Annotated in this window: 23 protein-coding genes; 20 read left to right on the forward strand and 3 right to left on the reverse strand. The window is 66.1% G+C overall.

All coding sequences use genetic code 11. The features are described 5' to 3' along the window. The 10 genes from AB4Z27_RS13940 to AB4Z27_RS13985 form a co-directional block, all read left to right on the forward strand. A partial coding sequence (locus AB4Z27_RS13940) for a DNA polymerase III subunit gamma/tau C-terminal domain-containing protein (RefSeq protein WP_441644639.1) occupies positions 1-647 on the forward strand: 647 nt, incomplete at its 5' end. 78 nt (positions 648-725) lie between these two features. Next, on the forward strand, positions 726-1,052 hold the full coding sequence (locus AB4Z27_RS13945) for a YbaB/EbfC family nucleoid-associated protein (RefSeq protein ID WP_092289733.1): 327 nt from the start codon (positions 726-728) through the stop codon (positions 1,050-1,052). 25 nt (positions 1,053-1,077) lie between these two features. Further along, entirely contained in the window at positions 1,078-1,692 is a 615-nt protein-coding gene (gene recR, locus AB4Z27_RS13950; protein WP_441644640.1) for a recombination mediator RecR, read from the forward strand. Positions 1,693-1,715: 23 nt separating this feature from the next. Beyond that, the gene (locus tag AB4Z27_RS13955) at positions 1,716-2,621 is read left to right on the forward strand and encodes a LysR family transcriptional regulator (protein ID WP_092289729.1); all 906 of its coding nucleotides are present in this window, start codon (positions 1,716-1,718) and stop codon (positions 2,619-2,621) included. Between the two features lie 197 nt (positions 2,622-2,818). After that, positions 2,819-4,015, forward strand: a complete 1,197-nt coding sequence (locus tag AB4Z27_RS13960; protein WP_092289727.1) for a CaiB/BaiF CoA transferase family protein — start codon at positions 2,819-2,821, stop codon at positions 4,013-4,015. Then, the gene (locus tag AB4Z27_RS13965; RefSeq protein ID WP_092289725.1) at positions 4,012-4,980 is read left to right on the forward strand and encodes a hydroxymethylglutaryl-CoA lyase; all 969 of its coding nucleotides are present in this window, start codon (positions 4,012-4,014) and stop codon (positions 4,978-4,980) included. Before AB4Z27_RS13960 ends, AB4Z27_RS13965 begins: the two co-directional genes overlap by 4 nt. Positions 4,981-5,033: 53 nt before the next feature. After that, on the forward strand, positions 5,034-6,011 hold the full coding sequence (locus tag AB4Z27_RS13970; RefSeq protein ID WP_441593545.1) for a Bug family tripartite tricarboxylate transporter substrate binding protein: 978 nt from the start codon (positions 5,034-5,036) through the stop codon (positions 6,009-6,011). 251 nt (positions 6,012-6,262) lie between these two features. After that, entirely contained in the window at positions 6,263-7,306 is a 1,044-nt protein-coding gene (locus AB4Z27_RS13975; protein WP_092289721.1) for an ABC transporter substrate-binding protein, read from the forward strand. Positions 7,307-7,411: 105 nt separating this feature from the next. Further along, entirely contained in the window at positions 7,412-8,224 is an 813-nt protein-coding gene (locus AB4Z27_RS13980; RefSeq protein ID WP_092289719.1) for an ABC transporter ATP-binding protein, read from the forward strand. A 35-nt stretch (positions 8,225-8,259) separates the two neighbouring features. Next, a complete protein-coding gene (locus tag AB4Z27_RS13985; RefSeq protein ID WP_441593546.1) occupies positions 8,260-9,051 on the forward strand; it encodes an ABC transporter permease in 792 nt (263 codons plus the stop codon). Between the two features lie 82 nt (positions 9,052-9,133). On the opposite strand, the gene AB4Z27_RS13990 is transcribed toward AB4Z27_RS13985, so the two are convergent. After that, the gene (locus AB4Z27_RS13990; protein ID WP_092289715.1) at positions 9,134-10,108 is read right to left on the reverse strand and encodes an NADPH:quinone oxidoreductase family protein; all 975 of its coding nucleotides are present in this window, start codon (positions 10,106-10,108) and stop codon (positions 9,134-9,136) included. Positions 10,109-10,259: 151 nt separating this feature from the next. On the opposite strand from AB4Z27_RS13990, the gene surE reads away from it, so the two are divergent. From surE to AB4Z27_RS14015, 5 genes are read left to right on the forward strand one after another with little or no spacing between them, the layout of a single operon-like run. After that, on the forward strand, positions 10,260-11,012 hold the full coding sequence (surE, locus tag AB4Z27_RS13995; protein ID WP_441593547.1) for a 5'/3'-nucleotidase SurE: 753 nt from the start codon (positions 10,260-10,262) through the stop codon (positions 11,010-11,012). 49 nt (positions 11,013-11,061) lie between these two features. Next, positions 11,062-11,967, forward strand: a complete 906-nt coding sequence (locus AB4Z27_RS14000) for a protein-L-isoaspartate(D-aspartate) O-methyltransferase (protein ID WP_092289711.1) — start codon at positions 11,062-11,064, stop codon at positions 11,965-11,967. Between the two features lie 8 nt (positions 11,968-11,975). Continuing rightward, a complete protein-coding gene (locus AB4Z27_RS14005) occupies positions 11,976-12,857 on the forward strand; it encodes a peptidoglycan DD-metalloendopeptidase family protein (protein ID WP_092289709.1) in 882 nt (293 codons plus the stop codon). Positions 12,858-12,863: 6 nt separating this feature from the next. Continuing rightward, positions 12,864-14,039 carry an RNA polymerase sigma factor RpoS gene (gene rpoS / locus AB4Z27_RS14010; protein ID WP_092289708.1) on the forward strand — a complete coding sequence of 392 codons (1,176 nt, stop codon included), beginning with the start codon at positions 12,864-12,866 and terminating at the stop codon, positions 14,037-14,039. Next, on the forward strand, positions 14,036-14,878 hold the full coding sequence (locus AB4Z27_RS14015; RefSeq protein WP_092289706.1) for a 3'-5' exonuclease: 843 nt from the start codon (positions 14,036-14,038) through the stop codon (positions 14,876-14,878). The genes rpoS and AB4Z27_RS14015 overlap by 4 nt, the downstream gene beginning before the upstream one ends. On the opposite strand, the gene AB4Z27_RS14020 is transcribed toward AB4Z27_RS14015, so the two are convergent. Continuing rightward, positions 14,875-15,729 (reverse strand): endonuclease/exonuclease/phosphatase family protein, encoded by an 855-nt coding sequence (locus tag AB4Z27_RS14020; protein WP_441644641.1) that lies wholly within the window; start codon positions 15,727-15,729, stop codon positions 14,875-14,877. The two genes, AB4Z27_RS14015 and AB4Z27_RS14020, sit on opposite strands and share 4 nt — an antisense overlap. A 168-nt stretch (positions 15,730-15,897) precedes the next feature. On the opposite strand from AB4Z27_RS14020, the gene rlmD reads away from it, so the two are divergent. Next, entirely contained in the window at positions 15,898-17,226 is a 1,329-nt protein-coding gene (gene rlmD, locus AB4Z27_RS14025) for a 23S rRNA (uracil(1939)-C(5))-methyltransferase RlmD (protein ID WP_092290831.1), read from the forward strand. Between the two features lie 84 nt (positions 17,227-17,310). Here the strand turns inward: rlmD and AB4Z27_RS14030 are convergent, their stop codons facing one another. After that, positions 17,311-18,012, reverse strand: coding sequence for a Bax inhibitor-1/YccA family protein (locus AB4Z27_RS14030; RefSeq protein ID WP_092289702.1), 702 nt, complete (start codon positions 18,010-18,012; stop codon positions 17,311-17,313). A 340-nt stretch (positions 18,013-18,352) separates the two neighbouring features. Here AB4Z27_RS14030 and ndk point away from each other — a divergent pair, with 340 nt between their 5' ends. Genes ndk through AB4Z27_RS14050 form a run of 4 tightly spaced genes read left to right on the forward strand, consistent with a single transcriptional unit; the run spans position 18,353 to position 21,857 of the window. Further along, positions 18,353-18,778 carry a nucleoside-diphosphate kinase gene (gene ndk / locus AB4Z27_RS14035; protein ID WP_092289700.1) on the forward strand — a complete coding sequence of 142 codons (426 nt, stop codon included), beginning with the start codon at positions 18,353-18,355 and terminating at the stop codon, positions 18,776-18,778. Positions 18,779-18,827: 49 nt separating this feature from the next. Further along, positions 18,828-19,982, forward strand: a complete 1,155-nt coding sequence (gene rlmN, locus AB4Z27_RS14040; RefSeq protein ID WP_092289698.1) for a 23S rRNA (adenine(2503)-C(2))-methyltransferase RlmN — start codon at positions 18,828-18,830, stop codon at positions 19,980-19,982. Beyond that, a complete protein-coding gene (gene pilW, locus AB4Z27_RS14045) occupies positions 19,979-20,758 on the forward strand; it encodes a type IV pilus biogenesis/stability protein PilW (protein WP_441644642.1) in 780 nt (259 codons plus the stop codon). The genes rlmN and pilW overlap by 4 nt, the downstream gene beginning before the upstream one ends. Then, entirely contained in the window at positions 20,751-21,857 is a 1,107-nt protein-coding gene (locus AB4Z27_RS14050) for a helix-turn-helix domain-containing protein (protein ID WP_441593548.1), read from the forward strand. The genes pilW and AB4Z27_RS14050 overlap by 8 nt, the downstream gene beginning before the upstream one ends. The last annotated feature ends 28 nt before the right edge of the window (positions 21,858-21,885 follow it).

A 21,885-nucleotide genomic window follows, 5' to 3' on the forward strand; every position in this document is an offset into this window, starting at 1 on the left:
CGCCTTGGGAGGAATTGCCCCCCGATTTGCCGGTGATCGGCCCGTACGACAGCGATCCGGGCTATGACCCGAGCTTCGGCGGCTACGACAGCGGTTTCGAGTCGGACTCGTTCGAACCCGCGCCGCGCGCCAGCCGCGCCGCACCACAGGCCAAGCTGGCTCGCCGGCCGGAGCCGGAACCGGCCGCCCCGCCGGCCCAGCCGGCCGTGCAACTGGCCCCGGCGATTCCGCCCGTGGCGCCAAGCGCCGCCGATGACGGCACGCCGCCCGTGTTCACCGACGACTGGCCGACGCTGGCCGCCACGCTGCCGCTCAAGGGCTTGGCCCAGCAGTTGGCGTTCCAGAGCGAGCTGCACCGCGTGGTCGGCCGCACCCTGCACCTGCGCGTGCCGGTGGCGGCCATCGCCGAAAACAATGTCGCCGAACGGCTCCAGGCCGCGCTGGTCGAGCAATTCGGCGTGGAAGTGCGCGTGCAGTGCGAAATTGGCGCTGTCACGCACACGGCGGCTGCTGTCGATGCAGCGGCACGGGCCGAGCGCCAGCGCGAGGCTGAGTCCACGATTGACGGCGATCCGTTCGTGCAGGGGCTGTTGCGCGAGTTCGGCGGGCAGATCGTGCCCGGCTCCGTCCAGCCACGCGCCGCCTGACAACCATTCCCGGGGCGGCCAGACCAGCACCACCGGCGCCGCCCCGCCATCCACACATATTGATTCAGGAGTATCCCCATGATGAAAGGTCAACTGGCCGGGCTGATGAAGCAAGCCCAGCAGATGCAGGAAAACATGAAGAAGATGCAGGAGCAGCTGGCCCTGATCGAGGTYGAGGGCCAGTCYGGCGCCGGYCTCGTGAAGGTGCTGATGACCTGCAAGAACGACGTGAAGCGCGTGACCATCGACCCGAGCCTGCTGGCCGACGACAAGGACTTGCTGGAAGACCTCGTCGCCGCCGCGTTCAACGACGCCGTGCGCAAAGCCGAGGCCACCACGCAAGAGAAGATGGGCTCGATGACGTCCGGCCTGCCGCTGCCCCCGGGCTTCAAGCTGCCGTTCTGATGACGCATCTGACAGGGGCGCGCCGATGAGAGCGGCGCCGCCCACCTCGCTGCAGGCGCTGATCGAGGCGCTCAAGGTGCTGCCCGGCGTGGGGCCGAAGTCCGCCCAGCGCATGGCCTATCACCTGCTGCAGCACGACCGCGACGGCGCACGCAAGCTTGGCGACGCGCTGCGCGGTGCTGCCGACGGCATCCGCCATTGCCAGCGCTGCAACACCTTCACCGAGCAGGAGATCTGCGAGACCTGCCGCGACACCGCGCGCGACGCCTCGCTGCTTTGCGTGGTGGAGACGCCGGCCGACCAGGTGATGATCGAGCAGACGCTGACCTATCGCGGCCAGTATTTCGTGCTGATGGGGCGGCTCTCGCCGCTCGACGGCATCGGCCCGAAGGACATCCACCTGGACCGGCTGCTGGCCCGCGCCACGGACCCCGAACTCGGCGGACCGGTGGGCGAGGTCATCGTGGCCACTAATTTCACGAGCGAGGGCGAGGCCACTGCGCACTACATCGGCGAGATGCTGAAGTCGCGCGGGCTCAAGGTGTCGCGGCTGGCGCGCGGCGTGCCCGTGGGCGGCGAACTCGAATACGTGGACGCGGGCACCATCGCCCGCGCCGTCATGGACCGGCGTAGCCTGTAGGTATCGGACTTCCTCGGACAAACATGAATCTGGCGCGCTTCGACCTCGTGACGCTTGGCCTGTTCGTGGCCGTGGCCCGACAGGGCAGCATCTCGGCCGGCGCGCGCCAGTCGCACCTGGCCGTGGCGGCCGCCAGCAAGCGGATTTCAGATCTCGAAGCCGCCGTGGGCGCGCCGCTGTTCTTCCGCCACGCCGCCGGCGTGCAACTGACCGAGGCCGGACAGGCCTGCTACCACCATGCGCTGACCATCCTCCAGGACGTGGAACGGATGGCTGGCGTGATGTCGGACTACGCGTCCGGCGTGCGCGGGCAGGTGCGCGTGTGCGCCAACACCTCGGCCATTACCCAGTTCCTGCCGGACGACCTCGCGGCGTTCATGCGCCAGCATCCGACCATCCGCATCGAGCTGGAGGAGCAGAACAGCAGCGAGATCGTCGCCGCGCTGGTCGAAAACCGCGCCGATGTCGGCATCTTCGCCGATCGCACGCCAAGCTCCGGGCTGGTGACCGTGGAATACCGGCAGGACGAGTTGGTCATCATCACGCCGCCCGGGCATCCGCTGTCCGAGCGCGGGCCCGTGCATTACGCCGATACGCTCGAATACGACTTCGTGAGCTTGCCTCAGGTGACCTCGCTGGCGGCGCGGCTGCTCGAGGAAAGCAGCCGGCTGGAGCGGCAGTTCCGGCTGCGCATCCAGGTGCGCAGCTTCGACGCGATGTGCCGCATGGTCATGGCCGGGCTGGGCGTGGGCGTGCTGCCGCGCATCGCGGCCGAGCCGCACGTGAAATCGATGGGGCTGTCGCTGGTGCCGCTGCAGGACGCCTGGGCGCGCCGCTCGCTGCTGATCGGCATGCGCGATCCGGCCGGGCTGACCGTGTCGGCGCGGCTGCTCATCACCCATCTCTGCGGCGACCGCGCGCCGTTCTAAGGCGATCTCCGCGCCATCCCCCGGGATCCCCGGGCGAACTCCGGGTAAGCCCGCCCCTTCGCGTTCCGAGAAAGCCCGCTTGCCGGAATGCCGATTCCGTCGCCCGCGCCGCTGGTGCACACTCCGACCCAACATGAAAAGCCAGTCCCGCAGATCGATGCGGCGCGGCAGCCACGGTCATCACGGAGACACCTCACATGGCGCAACAGATTCTCGAAGGCATTCGCGTCCTGGAACTGGGACAACTGATTGCCGGCCCCTTTGCCGCCAAGACCCTCGCGGATTTCGGCGCCCACGTGGTCAAGGTGGAGCCGCCCGGCCAGGGCGACCCCCTGCGCAAGTGGCGCATGATCCACGAGGACACCTCCGTCTGGTGGGAAGCGCAGTCGCGCAACAAGCAGTCCATCGCCATYGACCTCCGTCAGGCGGAAGGCCAGGCGCTGGTGCGCAAGCTGGCCACCGAGGCCGATGTCCTGATCGAAAACTTCCGCCCCGGCACCATGGAAAAGTGGGGYCTGGGCTGGGAYGTGCTCCACGCCGCCAATCCGAAGCTGATCATGGTGCGGGTGTCCGGCTACGGCCAGACCGGCCCGCGCCGGGACGAACCCGGCTTTGCCGCCGTGGCCGAGGCCATGAGCGGCCTGCGTTACCTGACCGGCGAGCCGGGCCGGCCGCCGGTGCGCGCCGGGCTCTCGCTGGGCGATACCATCGCCGGCCTGCATGGCGCCCTCGGTGTGCTGCTGGCCCTGTACGAGCGCGATGCGCGCGGCGGGGTGGGGCAGGTGATCGACGTGGCGCTCTATGAGTCGCTGTTCAACCTCAGCGAAAGCCTGCTGCCCGAGTACTCGGCCTTTGGCGCCGTGCGCCAGCCGGCTGGCGGCGCGCTGCCGGGCATCGCGCCGTCCAACGCCTATCCCTGCGGTTGCGGCGAATATGTGCTGATTGCCGCCAATGGCGACGCRATCTTCCGCCGCCTGATGGCTGCGATGGGCCGCGCGGACCTCGGCGAAGATCCCGCGCTGGCCCGCAACGACGGCCGCGTGAAGCGCGTGGACGAGATCGACGCCGCCATCGCCGCCTGGACCCAGACCCAGACCGTCGAGTCCGCACTGGTGGTGCTGCGCGAGGCCGACGTGCCGTCCGGCCGCATCTACACGGTCAAGGACATCGCCGAAGACCCGCACTACCGGGCGCGCGGTGTGATCGAAACCGTGACGTCGGCCCGGGGGCTGAGCGTGGAAGTGCCGGGCATCATCCCGAAGCTGTCCGCCAACCCCGGSGCCATCCATGACCGCGCGCCCACGCTGGGCGAGCATACCGATGCCGTGTTGGCCGAATCCGGCTTCGACGCGGCCGCCATCGCCGACCTGCGCGCCCGAGGAGTGATCGCATGAGTGCCCAACGTTATCCGCTGGCCGGGCCGGCCAAGATCGAAATCAACGATGTGGCGCCGCGTGACGGCCTGCAGATCGAGCCGGTGGTCGTGCCGACCGAAGGCAAGGTGGCCTTCGTCAACGCGCTGGCCCACTGCGGTTTCGCGCGCATCGAGGCGACGTCGTTCACATCGGCCCGCGCCATTCCCGCGCTGGCCGATGCCGAGGCCGTGATGCACCAGATCGAACGCGTGCCGGGCGTGGCCTACACGGTGCTTGTGCCGAACCTGCGCGGGCTGGAGCGCGCGCTGTCGTGCCAGCCGGACGAGGTGAACCTCGTCATGTCGTGCAGCGAAACCCACAACCGCGCCAACCTGCGCATGACGCGCGAGCAGTCCAAGGCGCAGTTGACGGCGATGATCGACGAGGCCGGCAAGGCTGGCGTGCCGGTGAACGTGTCGCTTTCCACGGTGTTCGGCTGCCCGTTCGAGGGCGATATCCCCGAGGCCGATGTGATGGCCCTGGCGCGCCGATTTGCCGATGCGGGTGCTTCGGGCATCACTTTGTGTGATACCACGGGCATGGCCTATCCGAACCAGGTGGCGGCGATGTGCGAGGCATTCCAGCGCGCGCTGCCGCAGACCGGGCTGACCATCCACCTCCACAACACGCGCGGCATGGGCCTGGCCAATGCCATCGCGGCCTGGCAGACCGGCGTCACGCGCTTCGACGCGGCCGCCGGCGGCCTGGGCGGCTGCCCGTACGCGCCCGGCGCGAGCGGCAATGTCAGCACGGAAGAACTCGTCCACATGTTCGCGTCGATGGGCGTGGACACCGGCGTAGACCTGGACGGCCTGCTGGCCGTGGTCGGGGGCCTGCCGGCACTGGTTGAGCGCGAAATTTCCAGCCAGCTGCTGCGCGCCGGTCCGCGCCTGCGCACCCATCAACCCCCGGCCTGGATGGCTGAGCACTTCGCCGGGCAGTAACGCCAGAGATTCAGATCCCTTCGCTTCCCTATATAACAAGCACGGAGACAACCATGAACCGCAAGACTCAACTGACGGCCGCCGCGCTGCTGGCTGGCATGGCACTCGTACCTGCCGCCCAGGCGCAGGACAGCACCTATCCCAACAAACCGGTGATGCTGGTGGTTTCCGCCGCGGCCGGTGGCACGACGGACATCGCCGCGCGCCTGATCTCGGAGCCGCTGTCCAAGGCGCTCGGCCAGTCGGTCGTCGTCGACAACAAGCCGGGCGGCAACGGCACCATCGCCGCGCAGGCCGTGCAGCGCGCCAAGCCGGATGGCTACACGCTGCTGGTGCAGTATTCGGGCTACCACGTGATCACGCCGCTGCTGACCAAGCAGCCGTGGGATCCGGTGAAGGACTTCGCGCCCGTGGCGAACCTGCTGTCCGCCCCGCAGGTGCTGGTGGTGCGGCCGAGCCTGCCGGTCCACTCGCTCAAGGAACTGGTGGCCTACGCCAAGGCGAATCCGGGCAAGCTCAACTACGCGTCGTCGGGCAATGGCTCGCTCCAGCACGTGTCCACGGAATTGCTGAACCTGCAGGCCGGCACGAAGATTACCCATGTGCCATACAAAGGTACCGGCCCGGCGATGACCGACCTGCTGGGCGGCAACGTCGACCTGACCATCACCACGCCGCCGCCGCTGATGGGCCATATCGCCGCCGGCAAGCTGCGCCCGCTGGTGGTGACCAGCAAGACGCGCCTGCCTAGCCTGAAGGACGTGCCGTCGGCACCGGAGGCGGGCTATCCCGACCTGGACGTGTCGTCGTGGTTCGCCATGTACGCGCCGGCCGGCACGCCGAAGCCCGTCATCGACAAGCTGACTTCGGAGATCGAGAAGATCATGAAGTCCGATGCCTTCCGCAAGAAGGCCGAGGAACTGGGCGCCGAGGCGCGCTACATGAACCCGCAGCAGCTTGATCAGTACCAGCGGGCCGAACTGACGCGCTGGGGCAAGGTCATCAAGTCCGCCGACATTCACGCGGAGTAAAGCGGAGGAGGTCACGGAGCCAGACATTCCGACCATGGCAAGGTGATCGAAAGGCGGCGCACGTACACTGTGCGCCGCCGCGCTGCGTTTACGGCCGGCATTGCGTTGCGTTGGCAATGTCCGCCAAATGTCTGCATCGTCCGGTAGGTGTTGATCCCGATGCGGGCACCGGCCGCGGCCGGTAGCATCGCAATTTGCCGCAAGGCGGCACGCAACGAACAAAAACAGGTAGTCAGGTAGGAGAGCATCTCATGTACGACAAGACATTCTGGAAGCGGGCGCTGATCGCACTGGCCCTGTTCCTGGCCGGGTGGTTCACCTTCAGCAGCGCGCAGGCGCAGGGCAAGCCCGAGAAGACCAAGGTGACCATCGCCGTGGGGGGCAAGAATCTCTTCTATTACCTGCCGCTGACGATTGCCGAGCGCCTGGGCTACTTCAAGGAAGAGGGCCTGGACGTGGAAATCGTCGACTTCGCCGGCGGCGCCAAGGCGCTCCAGGCCGTGGTCGGCGGTAGCGCGGACGTGGTGTCCGGCGCCTACGAGCACACCATCAACCTGCAGGCCAAGGGCCAGCAGTACCAGGAATTCGTGCTCCAGGGCCGTGCGCCGCAGATCGTGCTGGTGGTGTCGAACAAGACCATGCCGAACTTCAAGTCGATTGCCGACCTGAAGGGCAAGAAGATCGGCGTGACCGCGCCGGGTTCCTCGACCAATATGATGGCCAACTTCGTGCTGGCCAAGTCGGGCCTGAAGCCGTCGGACGTGTCGTTCATCGGCGTGGGCGCCAGCGCCGGCGCGGTGGCCGCCATGCGCTCGGGCCAGATCGACGCGATGGCCAACCTGGATCCGGTGGTGTCGATGCTGACGCAGAAGAACGAGGTGAAGATCGCCTCGGACACCCGCACGCTCAAGGAAACCCAGGCGGTGTTCGGCGGGAATATGCCGTCGGGCTGCCTGTATGCCTCGACCGCCTTCATCCAGCAGAACCCCAACACCACGCAGGCGATGACCAATGCCATGGTCCGCGCGCTCAAGTGGCTGCAGAAGGCTGGCCCGTCGGACATCGTGAAAACCGTGCCCGAGAGCTACCTGCTGGGCGACCGCGCGCTCTATCTGGCCGCCTGGGAGCAGGTCAAGGAAGCCATCTCGCCGGACGGCACGATGCCGGCTGATGGCCCGAAGACGGCGCTGAACACCTTGCAGCAGTTCGATCCTGAGCTGAAGGGCAAGTCGATCAAGCTCGAGAACACGTTCACGAACACGTTCGTCCAGCGCGCCAACGCCAAGTACAAGTAATCGACAAGTCAGCGCACCCGCCTTCACACCGCCCGCCGCGCGCGCAACGCTCGGCGGGCTTGTGTTTTCTCTGAGTCCAGTTTTTCGACGAGTTTTCTTCGAGCAATGAGCACGCCCGCACTTTCCCTCGAGAACGTTACCTGCACCTTCGTCTCGCGCGAGGACCGCAGCCAGCGCTACACCGCCGTGCGCGATGTCACGCTGTCCATCCAGCCCGGCGAGTTCGTCTCGGTGGTGGGCCCCACGGGCTGCGGCAAGTCCACGCTGCTGAACGTCGGCGCCGGCCTGCTGGAGCCTTCCAGCGGCACCGTGCGCGTGTTCGGCGAGCCGCTGGTCGGCATCAACCGCCGCGCCGGCTATATGTTCCAGTCCGAGGCGCTGATGCCGTGGCGCAGCGCACTGGACAACGTGATTGCCGGCCTGGAATTCCGCGGCGTGCCGCGCGCCGAGGCCGAGGCGCAGGGCGAGGAATGGCTACGCCGCGTGGGCCTGGGTGGGTTTGGCGACCGCTATCCGCACCAGCTCTCGGGCGGCATGCGCAAGCGCGTGAGCCTGGCGCAGACGCTGGTGCTGGACCCGGACATCATCCTGATGGACGAGCCGTTCTCGGCGCTGGACATCCAGACCCGCCAGCTGATGGAAAACGAGGTGCTGGACCTCTGGGCCGCCAAGCGAAAGGCCGTGCTGTTCATCACGCACGACCTGGACGAGGCCATCGCCATGAGTGACCGCGTGGTGGTGCTGTCGGCCGGCCCGGGCACCCATCCGATTGGCGAATTTGCGATCGACCTGCCGCGTCCGCGCGACGTGGCGGAAGTCCGCAACCATCCGCGCTTCGTGGAGCTGCACGCCGCCATCTGGGACGTGCTGCGCGAGGAAGTGCTCAAGGGCTACGCGCAGCAGCGCAAGGTCGCCTGACCCTCTGACGATACAAAAACTCGTAGAACAACGATATGGCTTTTCGAGCGGATTCTAAGGGCATGCTGCGTGTGTGGCAGCTGCTGGTGCTGGTGGTGATCCTGGGGGTGTGGCATGCGGCCACGCGCTCGCAAGAGGTGGCGTTCTTCTTCGGCGAACCGCTGATGGTGGCGAAGCGCATCTGGACCTGGTTCGTCGTCGAGCGTGACATCTATATCCACCTGGGCGTGACGCTGCTGGAGACGGTGCTGGCGTTCGGCATCGGCACGGTGGCCGGGCTGGGCGTGGGGCTGTGGCTGGCGTTGAGCCCGTTCACCTCGGCCGTGCTCGACCCGTATGTGAAAGCGGCCAACTCGATGCCGCGCGTGATCCTGGCGCCGATCTTCGCGGTCTGGTTCGGGCTGGGGATCTGGTCGAAGGTGGCGCTGGCCGTGACGCTGGTGTTCTTCATCGTCTTCTTCAACGTCTACCAGGGCGTGAAGGAAGTGAGTCCGGTGGTGCTGGCCAACGCACGCATGCTCGGCGCGAACCAGAAGCAACTGCTGCGCCACGTGTACCTGCCCAGCGCCACGAGCTGGGTGTTCTCGTCGCTGCACACGTCAGTGGGTCTGGCGTTCGTGGGCGCGGTGGTGGGCGAGTACCTGGGTTCCGCGCGCGGCGTGGGCTACCTGATTCTCCAGGCCGAAGGCACGTTCGACATCAACACGGTGTTCGCGGGCATCGTAGTACTGACCGCGTGCGCGCTGGTGCTGGACTGGATGGTGACGGTGGGGGAGAAGCGGCTGATGAAGTGGCAGCCGAGTTCGGGTGAGACCGAAAAACTCTGAAATACTGCGTTAAACGTTGTTGAATTCGCCCTCTCCCGGCCATGTCCAGACAAAGGACAGGCCGGGGAAGGGCGGAGAAGCGTTACGGCATGATGACGATCTTGCCGGTCACCTTGCGCGCTTCCATGTCCTTCAGCGCCTGCGGCGCCTGCTCCAGCGGGTAGCGTGCCGAGATGTGCGGGCGAATCTTGCCTTCCTTCATCCAGCCCAGCATCTGCGCCATATTGGCCTGATTGTTACGTGGCTCGCGACGGGCGAAATCGCCCCAGAACACGCCGACCAGCGACGCGCCCTTGAGCAGGGCCAGGTTCAGCGGCATCTTCGGGATCTCGCCGTTGGCGAAGCCCACCACGAGGTAGCGSCCACGCCAGCCGATCGAGCGGAAGGCCGGCTCGGCATAAATCCCCCCAACCGGGTCATAGATGACGTCCGGGCCCTTGCCGTCGGTCAGCGCCTTGACGCGCTCGCGCAGGTCTTCGGTGCTGTAGTTGATCAGCGCGTCSGCGCCRTGCTCCTTGCAGACCGCCAGCTTCTCGTCGGTAGACGCCGCCGCGATCACCCGCGCGCCAATCGCCTTGCCGATCTCGATGGCCGCCAGGCCCACGCCGCCGGCCGCGCCCAGCACCAGCATCGTCTCGCCAGCCTTCAGCTCGCCCCGGTCCACCACGGCGTGGTGGGAGGTGCCGTAGGTCAGCGTGAAGGCGGCGGCCACGTCGAAGTCGATGCCGGGCGGCATCGGCACMACGGCGCTCGCCGGGGCCTTGGCCTGCGTGGCGAAGGCGCCGTTGCCGAGATAGGCGATGACCTTGTCGCCGGGCTTGACGTGCGTCACGCCCGCGCCCACCGCGTTGACCACGCCGGCCAGCTCCGAACCGGGCGAGAAAGGCAGCGCCGGCTTGGCCTGGTACTTGTTCTGGATGATCAGCACGTCGGGGAAGTTGACCCCGGCGGCCTTGACGTCGATGACGACCTCGCCATCGCCGGGYACGAGGTCCGGGAGGGTGTCGAGCGAAAGGGAATCGGGCGGGCCCCAGGCTTTGCAGAGTACGGCTTTCATCTTGTCTCCGGTGGTGGTGTTGTGGTGTGGCGATGGTCTGCGCTYCGGGAAGTGTAGCGCAAAAAAGCACGATCGTTCTGTTCGCGTCGGGCGGCGGTTCCACGCCGTTTTGGTGCCGCGATGGCCGCTTTGCTCGGGTACAATCGCGGCCATGCATATCCTTCTCGCCAACGACGACGGTTATCTCGCGCCGGGCCTTGCCGTTCTGCATGCCGCGCTCGCCCCGCTTGCGCGCGTGACGGTGATCGCGCCCGAGCAGAACCATAGCGGTGCGTCGAATTCGCTCACGCTGCAACGTCCGCTCTCGGTTTTCGAGGCGCGCGAGGGCGTGCAGAAGGGTTTCCGTTTCATCAATGGTACGCCCACCGACTGCGTGCACGTGGCACTGACCGGCCTGCTCGAGGATCGGCCCGACCTGGTAGTGTCCGGCATCAACCAGGGCCAGAACATGGGCGAGGATGTCCTGTATTCGGGCACCGTGGCCGCCGCCATCGAGGGCTATCTGTTCGGCATCCCGTCCATCGCGTTCTCGCAGGTGGACAAGGGCTGGGAGCACCTGGACGCCGCCGCGCGCGTGGCGCGCGAGATCGTGGAGCGCGTGATCGCCCGCCCGCCCCAGGAGCCGTTCCTGCTCAACGTCAACATCCCGAACCTGCCGTTCGAACATCTGAAGGGCCAGCGCGCCACGCGCCTCGGCAAGCGCCATCCTTCGCAGCCGGTCATCACGCAGGTGAATCCGCGTGGCGATACCAACTACTGGATCGGCCCGGCCGGCGACGCGCGCGACGCGAGCGAAGGCACCGATTTCCACGCCACCGCCAATGGGTTTGTCTCGCTGACGCCGTTGCAGCTCGACCTGACCCATCGCGCGCAGCTCGAACAACTCGGACAGTGGCTGGGGTAGGCGTGTCGTTCGCGTCGGCCCTCCAGTCTTCGATTCCGGTATCGCGCCGATGAGCACCACGCCGCGCCGATCCCGCTTTCCGCTGCCGCTCGATGCGGTAGTCGAACGCAAGCCCGCGCCGAAGCGCACGGCCGGCCTGCCCGCCGTGGGCGGCCGGCATGTGGCCGCGCCCGCGCCGGCGACCGTCAAGCCACGCAAGCCGTCCGCACCGCCTGCGGCCCCGCCGCCACCGGGCAGTGCCGTGGAGGCGCGTGCCTCGGCGGCCACGGCGGGCGGGGGCGGCATGGCGTCCGATCGCGCCCGCACCGCGTTGGCTGCACGGCTGCGTGCCGGCGGCATCCGCGACGAGCGCGTGCTGAGCGCCATCGCCACGGTGCCACGTCATCTGTTCATGGAGCCGGGGCTGGCCTCGCAAGCCTATGAGGACGCCGCGCTGCCGATCGGCCATCAGCAGACCATTTCCAAGCCGTCGGTGGTGGCGCGCATGATCGAACTGCTGCGCGAGGGCCTCACGCCGGACCAGCCGATCCCGCGGGTGCTGGAAATCGGCACCGGCTGCGGCTACCAGGCTGCCGTGCTGAGCCTCGTCGCGCAGGAAGTGTTCTCCATCGAGCGGATTCGTCCGCTCCACGAACAAGCCAAGGCGAACCTGCGTCCGCTGCGCGTGCCGAACATCCGCCTGCATTACGGCGATGGCATGCTCGGGCTGCCGCAGGCCGCACCGTTTTCCGCCATCATCCTGGCCGCCGCCGGGATGGACGTGCCCGAGGCGCTGCTCGGGCAACTGGCGATTGGCGGCCGGCTGATCGCCCCGGTGGTGGCATCCGCACCGGGCGGCCCCGGCCAGACCGTCACCCAGCAGCTCTTGCTGATCGAGCGCCTGAACCGTCATCGGTTTCACAGGACCGCGCTTGAAGCCGTTTTCTTTGTGCCCTTAAAATCGGGCACCATCTGAGTCGAACTATGCACAACATCGTGAAATCGGAACATTTCGCACGTTTGGGACAACGTTTCACCGTCACCGCGCTCGTCGCCCTGCTGGCTGCCTGCGCCAATTCGCCCATGCCCGCCCCGGTGGTGGACCGTACCTCCACCGCAGGTGGACAGGCCGCCGCGTCCGTGGAGCCGGCGCCGCCTGGATACTATCGGGTCAAGCGAGGCGATACCCTTTACCGTATCGCGCTCGAGAACGGGCAGTCGTATCGCGACGTGGCGTCGTGGAACAATATCGGCAATGCGAATCAGATCGAGGTCGGACAACTGCTGCGCGTTGTGCCGCCGAGCGCCGACGCTAACGTAGCCCCGGGCGTCGCCACGGTGCCGGTGGCGCCTGGCACGGTGCAGTCGCAGCCGATTGACGCGGCGCGCCCGGTCGGCACCCCTGTCGGGACCCCCTCCGGCACCACGGCAGCGGCCTCGGTGCCGGCCGCCACGCCCTCGGCCGGTGCATCGGCAGCAGCGGCGGCTTCGGCCCCGGCTGGCGACGTCCGCCTGTCCTGGCCCGCCAGCGGTCAGCTGATCGGAAAATTTGATGACAAAGGTAACAAAGGCATTGATATCGCTGGTAAAAAAGGCGATGCCGTGCTGGCTGCCGACGAGGGTAGGGTGATTCACGTAGGCCCCTTGCGCGGCTACGGGAATCTTGTCATCATCAAACACAACGACACGTATCTCACCGCCTACGGTCATAACGACAAGGTGCTGGTGGCAGAGCAGTCAATGGTCCGCAAGGGCCAGAAGATTGCCGAAATGGGTAACAGTGATACTGACAGGGTCAAGCTGCACTTTGAGGTTCGCAAGAACGGAAAACCGGTCGATCCGATGCGGTATCTGCCGCCACAGTGAGGTTTCATGCCACGCCAGAAAACTGTCTCATCCGGAGTTGTCAGCAGGACCCGTCGTCCCAAGCAGCCGGAAGGAAAGGCTGGTGTGGCGAAATCTGCCGACGTGGTGGACGCCGAGGGCTTCGGCGACGATCCTGCTGCCGAAATGGTCCCGGCTACCGACGAGCCCATCACGCCCGTTTCGCGTGCCGGCCTGCGTGACACCGATCTCGCCACCGACCTGCGCGTAGACGTCGTCGCCGCCGACGACGGCGACGACGATGAAGCCGAGGACGAGGAAGAGGAAGAAGAAGCCGCCGAGGCCGCGCCCGAGCACGACGACTTCAAGACCGTGCTMCACACGGAACTCGCCGCCGACACCGTCCAGCATTACCTGAACCGCATCAGCATCAAGCCGTTGCTGTCCGCGCCGGAGGAACTCCATTTCTCCACGCTGGCCAAGGGCGGGGATTTCTCCGCGCGGCAGGTGATGATCGAGCGAAACCTGCGCCTCGTGGTCAGCATCGCCAAGGGCTACCTGAACCGTGGCGTGCCGCTGCTCGATTTGATCGAGGAAGGCAATCTCGGCTTGATGCACGCCATCGAGAAGTTCGATCCGACCCGTGGTTTCCGCTTTTCCACCTATGCCACGTGGTGGATCCGCCAGAGCATCGAGCGCGCGATCATGAATCAGGCCCGCACGGTGCGGTTGCCGGTGCACGTGATTCGCGAACTCAATCAAGTACTGCGTGCCAAGCGTCATCTTGAAAAAGGTGGCACCGATGGCCGCGACGCCAGCCTCGAGGACATTGCTCATCTCCTCGGAAAGACGCCTGACGAGGTGCAGGACGTGCTGGCACTCAATGAACATACCACCTCGCTCGATACGCCGTTCGATCTCGACCCAGGCTCCAGCCTGCTCGATTTCCTTTCCGACGAGCACAACGCCGCGCCCGACCAGGAAGTGGCCCACCGCGAGTTGGAAAACCTGATGAAGCTTTGGCTGGCCCGCCTGTCGGAGAAGCATCGCTATGTGGTGGAGCGCCGCTTCGGCCTGAACCACATCGAGCCGGCTACGCTCGAGGAGCTGGCCGAGGAAATGGGTCTGACGCGCGAGCGCGTGCGCCAGATCCAGCAGGAAGCGCTGGTCAAGCTCAAGCGGCATTTCGCTTCGCAAGGTGTCAGGAAGGACGCCGTTTTATGACCCCTGTGCTGGTATTCGACATCGAGACGATTCCCGATGTCGCCGGCCTGCGCCGTTTGCATGACCATCCCGCATCGATGAGCGACGCCGAAGTCGCCGAGCATGCGTTTGCCGCCCGCCGGGACAAGACCGGCTCCGACTTCATGCCGCACCACCTGCAGCGCGTGGCTGCCATCTCCTGCGTGCTGCGTCGCACGCAGCGCGATGGGTCCGCCGTGTTCCATGTCGGCTCGCTCGGCACGCTCGAGGATGGTGAGGCCACGCTGATCCAGAAGTTCTACGAACTGATCGCGCGCTACAGCCCGCAACTGGTGTCGTGGAATGGCGGTGGCTTCGACCTGCCCGTGCTCCATTATCGTGGGCTGATCAACGGGGTCGCTGCGCCGCGTTACTGGGAAATGGGTGAGGGCCGCGACGACGACAGCCGCGAGTTCAAGTGGAACAACTACATCAGCCGCTATCACATGCGGCATCTGGACCTGATGGACCTGCTGGCGATGTACCAGCCACGGGCCAGTGCGCCGCTCGACGACCTGGCCAAGCTATGCGGCTTCCCCGGCAAGATGGGGATGGACGGCAGCAAGGTCTGGGAGGCCTACCAGCAAGGCCAGCTCGCCGCAATTCGCGATTATTGCGAGACTGACGTCGTCAACACCTACCTGATGTACTGCCGCTTCCAGTTGATGCGCGGCGGGCTGACGCCGCGCGAGTTCGACATGGAAGTGTCGCTGGTTCAGGAGTCGCTGGCCGAGCTGCCGGGCGAGCAGTGGATGCAGTACCTGCGCGCCTTCCAGCTCAAGCCGATGAGCCCCGAGGACGACGAAGAGCCCGAAATCTAGGCGTCCAGTGTCAGATGGATGGGCTGGTGGTCCGATGCATCGGTCTCGCCGTTGACCTCGCAACGTTGCACWTCGGCGAGCAAATTCTCCGTCACGAACACGAAATCACACGCGAAGGGCGGCTCCGGCCATTGCTTCTTGTCATAGAGGGCGCAGGTCGGCGCGTGGGGCTCGCCCGGGTGGGTGTGGATCCACGCGTCTTGCCAGTTCGGCGTGGCATCGGGGTAGCGCTCGAGCATGGTCCGGTAGGCCACATCCTCCGGCTTGGCGTTGAAGTCGCCGCACAGGATCGCTTCAACGGGCCGTGGCTCCGGCGTGAACGGGCCGGGCCGTGATTCCGATTTGCTGGGCCGCCGCGCGTGATCGCACGCCTCCTTATGCCAGTCGCGCAGGGCGGTAGCCTGGGCCTCGCGTTGGAGCTTCGAATAGAACTCCAGGTGCGTGGAGATCACACGCAGACGCCTGGCGCCAATCTGCACTGTGACCTCCAGCGCCACGCGTGGCATCGACGCCACTTCCGGATCAGCCGSCCAGGGTAATGCATGGCGGAAGACCTCCCGCACCGCGAGCCGAGTCGCGACCACGTTGCCGAACTGGCGATGGCTGCCATCGTTCCCGRTGCGGTCGACGCCCGGCGCGAAGATGACGCGGTAGCCGGGAAGCAGGGCGGTCAGCTCGGCCACCTGATCGCGGCTCGGGTTGCCGGCCATGTCCGTGAAACCCCGCGTGACCTCCTGCAGGCAGATCACGTCGGCGTCGGCCATGCCGCGCATGGTGTCGACGATCCGCGCGAGGTCGACCTTGCCGTCTGCCCCGCGCCCCCATTGGATATTCCACGTAATCAGTTCCATCGCCGTYCTCTATTGCGGCTGCCGTTTGGCGCCGTGACTGGAATACAATCGCGCTTTCGCAAAACAATACGTCAGGTCCCACTGGTGTCTCAAGCCGTGTCTTCACCCGCCCAGCCGGCGACGCAGTCTAGTGTCGCTTCCGCCACAACTCCGGGGTCTCCCGACCCGATCGTCAAGATCGAAAGCCTTGACATGGAGGCGCGCGGCGTCGGCCGCCTGGTCAATGAAGACGGCACGCCGGGCAAGGTGATCTTCGTCGAAGGTGCGCTGCCGGGCGAGACGGTCAGCTATCGCAGTTTCCGCCGCAAGCGGAGCTACGAGCAGGCCCATCTGGTGGAGGTGAAGCAGGCGTCTGTGATGCGCGTGGAGCCGGGGTGCCAGCATTTCGGCGTGTGCGGCGGTTGCTCGATGCAGCACCTGGACGCGCGCGCCCAGTTGGCCATCAAGCAGCGCGTGCTGGAGGACAATCTCTGGCATCTGTCGAAGGTGCGGCCGGACGTCGTATTTCGTCCAATTGCCGGCCCAGACTGGGGCTATCGCTACCGTGCGCGACTGACCGTCCGCTATGTGGCGAAGAGGGGCGGGGCGCTGGTGGGCTTCCACGAGCGCAAGAGCAGTTACGTGGCCGACATGACGCGCTGCGAGATCCTGCCGCCGCATGTGTCCGCCTTGCTGGTGCCGCTGCGCGAGCTGGTCGCGGCGTTGTCGATCCGCGACCGCATGCCCCAGATCGAACTCGCGGTGGGCCAGGAAGTGACGGCGCTGGTGCTGCGCATCCTTGAGCCGCTGACCGATGCCGATAAGGACCTGCTGCGCGCCTTCGCCGACCGCCACAGCGTGCAGTTCTGGCTCCAGCCGAAGGGCCCGGACACGGTCTATCCGTTCTATCCGGCCGATCAGGAACTGGCGTACACGCTGCCCGAGTTCGGCATCCGCATGCCGTTCAAGCCGACCGATTTCACGCAGGTCAATCATCAGATCAACCGTGTGCTGATTGGCCGCGCGCTGCGCCTGCTGGACGCCCAGCCCACGGACCGGCTGCTCGACCTGTTCTGCGGTATCGGCAATTTCACGCTGCCGCTGGCCACGCAGGGCGCATCGGTGATGGGCATCGAGGGCAGCGAGGTGCTAACCACGCGCGCGCTGGCCAATGCCGAGTACAACGGGCTGGCTGGCAAGACGTCGTTCGCCTCCCGCAACCTGTTCGAGGTGACGGCCCAGGATATCGCCGCGCTGGGCCGCTTCGACCGCTGGCTCGTCGATCCGCCCCGCGAGGGTGCGCTGGCGGTCTGCAAGGCGCTGGGTGATCTCAACCAGGCCGGCAGCGACGTGCTGCCGCAGCGCATCGTCTACGTGTCTTGCAACCCGGCCACGCTGGCGCGCGACGCGGGTATGCTGGTGCGCGAAGCCGGCTATCGGCTGGCCGGCGCCGGTGTGGTCAACATGTTCCCGCACACGTCCCACGTGGAGTCGATCGCGGTCTTCGAGCGGGACTGACCGGCGGCGATGCTCATCGCGCAGGCATGAAAAAACCGGCCCGAAGGCCGGTTTTTCGTTTGCAACAACGTTGCGGGTCGTGCGTCAGTCGCGGCTGCCGCCGAAGATGCCGAGCAGCGCCAGCAGGTTCGCGAACACGTTGTAGACGTCGAGGTAGATCGCGAGCGTGGCGGTGATGTAGTTCGTCTCGCCGCCGTTCACGATGCGCTGCACGTCAAACAGGATGTACGCGGAGAAGATGCCGATCGCGATCACGGACACGGTGATCATCAGCGCGGGCATCTGCAGCCAGATGTTGGCCACGCTGGCCAGGATCAGCAAGATCACGCCGACGAACAGGAACTTGCTCATGCCGGARAAATCGCGCTTGCTGACCGTGGCGACGGACGCCATCGTGGCAAACACGGCCGCCGTGCCGCCGAACGCGTACATGATCAGCGCCGGGCCGTTCGAGAACGACAGCGTCGCGCTGATCAGTCGCGACAGCATCAGGCCCATGAAGAACGTGAACGCCAGTAGCAGGACYACGCCCATGCTGCTGTTCTTGGTCTTCTCGATGCCGTACATGAAGCCGAACGCGACCGCGAAGAAGATCAGGATCGAGAGGCCGGGGCTGCCCGCCATCAGGGTGAAGCCGGAGGCCACGCCGATCCACGCGCCGAGCACGGTCGGGATCATCGAGAGGGCCAGCAGCCAGTAGGTGTTGCGTAGGACCCGATTGCGGACGACGACATCGGTCGCGCCCGCGTTGTTGCCGAAACCGTAGGTGTTCAGCTTGTTGTTCATGGTGACTCCTGTCATCAATGTTCGGTGAGGCGCCGGGTGAGACCCGGGCGGCACAGCGTCAATGTGGCATTGCGTAGGCGGTTTTGCAAGGGCCTTTGTCTTAACAATAACGCATTGGCCTGGTTGTTTTCCGATTTCGCAAACATTGGACGAGACTTTGGGCCTTCTGTTCCCCGGCTGCGCACCTAAAAAGTGTATTTTACGCTACTTATTGCGCCGCAACATCGTGCGCCAGGGCTCACAACGGGGCGAACGGGTCACGCGCTCGAATCCGTCTTGGTCTCGTGCTAGAATTGCACGTTTAATCCATTTGTAACCCCTTCATTTTTCGGAGTTTTTCATGGCGATCGAACGCACCCTGTCGATTATCAAGCCGGATGCCGTGGCCAAGAACGTTATCGGCCAGATCTACGCCCGTTTCGAGGCCGCTGGCCTGAAGATCATTGCTGCCAAGATGGTTCACCTGTCGCGCGGTGAAGCCGAGCAGTTCTACGCCGTGCACAAGGCACGCCCGTTCTTCAAGGACCTGGTGGACTTCATGGTTTCCGGCCCGGTGATGATCCAGGCCCTGGAAGGCGAAGGCGCCATTGCCAAGAATCGCGACCTGATGGGCGCCACGGACCCGAAGAAGGCTGAAAAGGGCACGATCCGCGCCGATTTCGCCGACAGCATCGACGCCAACGCCGTGCACGGCTCGGACGCCGCGGAAACGGCGGCTCAGGAAGTGGCTTTCTTCTTCCCGGGTATGAACGTTTACGGCCGCTGATTGTCCCTGACATCACGACCTGTACTGAAGTAAAGCTGGAATTGCCGTCATGAACCCTCTCGTCAACCTGCTCGATCTCGACGCGGACGCGCTCACCGCCTATTGCGGCGAGCTCGGCGAGAAGCCGTTCCGTGCCCGGCAATTGCAGCGCTGGATCCACCAGTTCGGTGCCAGCCAGTTCGACGCCATGTCGGATCTCGCCAAGTCGCTGCGCGAAAAGCTCGCCACGCGCGCCGAGATCCGCTCGCCGGCCATCATCACCGACAACGTGTCGACCGATGGCACGCGCAAATGGCTGCTCGACGTGGGCGCTGGCAACGCGGTGGAGACGGTGTACATCCCCGAGGACACGCGCGGCACGCTGTGTGTGTCCTCGCAGGCTGGATGCGCCGTCAACTGCCGGTTCTGTTCGACCGGCAAGCAGGGTTTCTCGCGCAATCTGTCGACTGGCGAGATCATCGGCCAGCTGTGGATGGCCGAGTTCGCCATGCGTGCCCAGCTGGGCCGCGGCCCCAAAGACGAGCGCGTCATCTCCAATGTGGTGATGATGGGCATGGGCGAGCCGCTGCTCAACTACGACGCCGTGGTGCCGGCCATGCGCCTGATGCTCGACGACCACGCGTACGGCCTGTCGCGCCGCCGCGTCACGCTGTCCACCTCCGGCGTGGTGCCGATGATGGACCGCCTGTCGAAAGACCTGCCGGTGGCGCTGGCGGTGTCGCTGCATGCGTCGAACGACCCGCTGCGGGACATGCTGGTCCCGCTCAACAAGAAGTACCCGCTGGCCGAACTGATGGCGGCATGCCGCCGCTACCTCGAGTTCGCGCCGCGCGATTTCATCACCTTCGAATACTGCATGCTCGATGGCGTCAACGACGGCGTCGAGCACGCGCGGGAACTGCTGAAGCTTGTGGCCGACGTGCCGTGCAAGTTCAACCTGATCCCGTTCAACCCGTTCCCGGAATCTGGCCTGAAGCGCTCGAACAACGAGCAGATCCGCCGCTTCGCCCAGGTGCTGATGGACGCGGGCATCGTTACCACGATCCGAAAGACCCGCGGCGACGATATCGACGCCGCCTGTGGYCARCTGGCCGGGGAGGTCATGGATCGGACCCGTCTGGCCGAGCGCGGCAAGTTCGGCAAGATCACGCCACTGGTGCCGGTGGTTGCCGCCGGTCAATCTCGGGAGGCCCGTCCTGCATGAYCCGTCTGATTGTCGCAGCCCTGTCAGGGCTGATGATGTTGTCCGCCTGCACGTTGCCGCCTCCGCCTTCGCAGGACATCAAGACCGCCTCCGACCAGACCGCAGCGAGCCGCCGCGCCGCCATCCGGCTGCAACTGGCTACGCAATATCTTGACGCGCGCCAGTATCCGGTGGCGTTGGACGAGGTGAAGCAGGCCATCGCGATCGATCCGGCCTCCGTGGACGCCTACCATGTGCGCGCCCTGATCTAYATGGGCATGAACGAGAACGCGCTGGCGGAGGATAGCTTCCGCACGGCGCTCTCGATGCGTGCCAACGATCCGGACGTGCTCAACAACTACGGCTGGTTTCTCTGCCTGACCAACCGTTTTGCCGAGGGCAAGGCCACGCTCCAGCGCGCGGTGCAGGCGCCGTCCGCCAACGGCCCGGTCAAGCCGCTGACCAACCTCGGCGCTTGCGAGCTGCGCAACGGCGACATGGTGGCGGCGGAAAAGAACCTCCAGACCGCGTATGGCTATGACCGCAGCGATCCRTCGGTCAATACGAACCTGGCGCTGCTGAACTACAAGCGCGGCGACTTCGCACAAGCACAGGAATATGCCGGCAAGGTCAACAACAGCCGGTTTGTCAGCGCGCAATCCCTCTGGCTGGGAGCGCGTATTGCACGCCGTCAGGGCGACACAGCGACACAGAATTCGCTGCTGTCGCAACTCCGCAACCGGTTTCCCGACTCGCGCGAGCTGACGGCCTACGAGAGAGGAGCTTGGGATGAGTGAACAAGAGCGCGCCTTGGARGCTGCGACGACGGGTCACGTCGGCAGTGGCGCGACAGACTCCGACCGCGAGGCCGTGGCCCGCGAGATCGGGGCGCAACTGAAAGAAGCACGCCAGACGCAGCGTCTGTCGCTGGAGGACGTGAGCGCGCGGCTCAAGGTGGCGTCGGCCAAGCTGGCGGCCATCGAGTCCGGCAACGTGGCGAGCCTGCCTGACGTAACGTTCGCCAAGGGCGTGATGCGGGCCTACGCGCGCACGCTCCATATCGATATCGACGCGCTGCTGGGCCAGTATCACGCCCAGGCGCAGACCGCACCGGTGCAGGAAATCACGCGCCGCCGCGAAGGTGCGATCAACCAGACGTTCGACGACCGCAAGCGCTTCGGCTCGAAGAGTTCGAGCGGGGCGGGCGGCCGCTGGGTGTGGCTGTTCTTCGTGCTCGTGGTGCTGGGCGCCGGTGGCTATTTCGGCTTCGACCACGCCCGTGCATGGTGGGAATCGCGTGAGCAAGCCGCCGCGGAAGCGCCGGCCGCCGCCGTTGTCACGGAAGACCCCACCACGGCGCAGAGCCATGGCGACGGTACGGTGACTGCAGCGCTGCCGCCGGTCATGGCGGGTAACGATTCCCCGGCGCCGTCGGAGGCACCGCCCACGACCGTGGCCGGCCTGCCGCTGGCAACGGGTGGCGCATTGGGCACTTCGGATGCCGTTTCGGCGGCACCTGCCGCGCCGTCGGCACCCGCCGCGCCGTCGGCACCCGCTGCAACGAAGCCCGCTCCGGCCGCCACGGCGACGCCCGTGACGGAAACGACCAAGCCTGTCCCGGCGACGCCTGCGGCCACGGCCACCACGGCTGCGGACGGCACGATCCAGATCCGCTTCTCGGCGGACACCTGGTACGAGGTGCGTGACCGCACCGGCAAGATCATCCTGGGCGGGACCGCCAAGGCCGGCGATACCGCTGCCGGCAGCGGCGCGGGYGGCCCGTACAAGATGATCCTGGGTAATGTGAAGGGTGTGGAATCGATCACGCGCAATGGCGCGCCCGTCGATTTCCAGTCAGCCAACCGAAATAATGTGGCGCGCCTGACGCTGCAGTGATGCAGTCGGGTGGCGCATCAAGCGATGC

This window comes from Cupriavidus sp. KB_39, assembly GCF_052114485.1.
Taxonomy (GTDB): domain Bacteria; phylum Pseudomonadota; class Gammaproteobacteria; order Burkholderiales; family Burkholderiaceae; genus Cupriavidus.

Bases quoted from the DNA above. Each gene is read 5' to 3' on its own strand.
- recR (WP_441644640.1), top strand. From the start codon at position 1,078: ATGAGAGCGGCGCCGCCCACCTCGCTGCAGGCGCTGATCGAGGCGCTC.
- AB4Z27_RS13955 (WP_092289729.1), top strand. From the start codon at position 1,716: ATGAATCTGGCGCGCTTCGACCTCGTGACGCTTGGCCTGTTCGTGGCC.
- AB4Z27_RS13965 (WP_092289725.1), top strand. From the start codon at position 4,012: ATGAGTGCCCAACGTTATCCGCTGGCCGGGCCGGCCAAGATCGAAATC.
- AB4Z27_RS13970 (WP_441593545.1), top strand. From the start codon at position 5,034: ATGAACCGCAAGACTCAACTGACGGCCGCCGCGCTGCTGGCTGGCATG.
- AB4Z27_RS13975 (WP_092289721.1), top strand. From the start codon at position 6,263: ATGTACGACAAGACATTCTGGAAGCGGGCGCTGATCGCACTGGCCCTG.
- AB4Z27_RS13980 (WP_092289719.1), top strand. From the start codon at position 7,412: ATGAGCACGCCCGCACTTTCCCTCGAGAACGTTACCTGCACCTTCGTC.
- AB4Z27_RS13985 (WP_441593546.1), top strand. From the start codon at position 8,260: ATGGCTTTTCGAGCGGATTCTAAGGGCATGCTGCGTGTGTGGCAGCTG.
- surE (WP_441593547.1), top strand. From the start codon at position 10,260: ATGCATATCCTTCTCGCCAACGACGACGGTTATCTCGCGCCGGGCCTT.
- AB4Z27_RS14000 (WP_092289711.1), top strand. From the start codon at position 11,062: ATGAGCACCACGCCGCGCCGATCCCGCTTTCCGCTGCCGCTCGATGCG.
- AB4Z27_RS14005 (WP_092289709.1), top strand. From the start codon at position 11,976: ATGCACAACATCGTGAAATCGGAACATTTCGCACGTTTGGGACAACGT.
- AB4Z27_RS14015 (WP_092289706.1), top strand. From the start codon at position 14,036: ATGACCCCTGTGCTGGTATTCGACATCGAGACGATTCCCGATGTCGCC.
- ndk (WP_092289700.1), top strand. From the start codon at position 18,353: ATGGCGATCGAACGCACCCTGTCGATTATCAAGCCGGATGCCGTGGCC.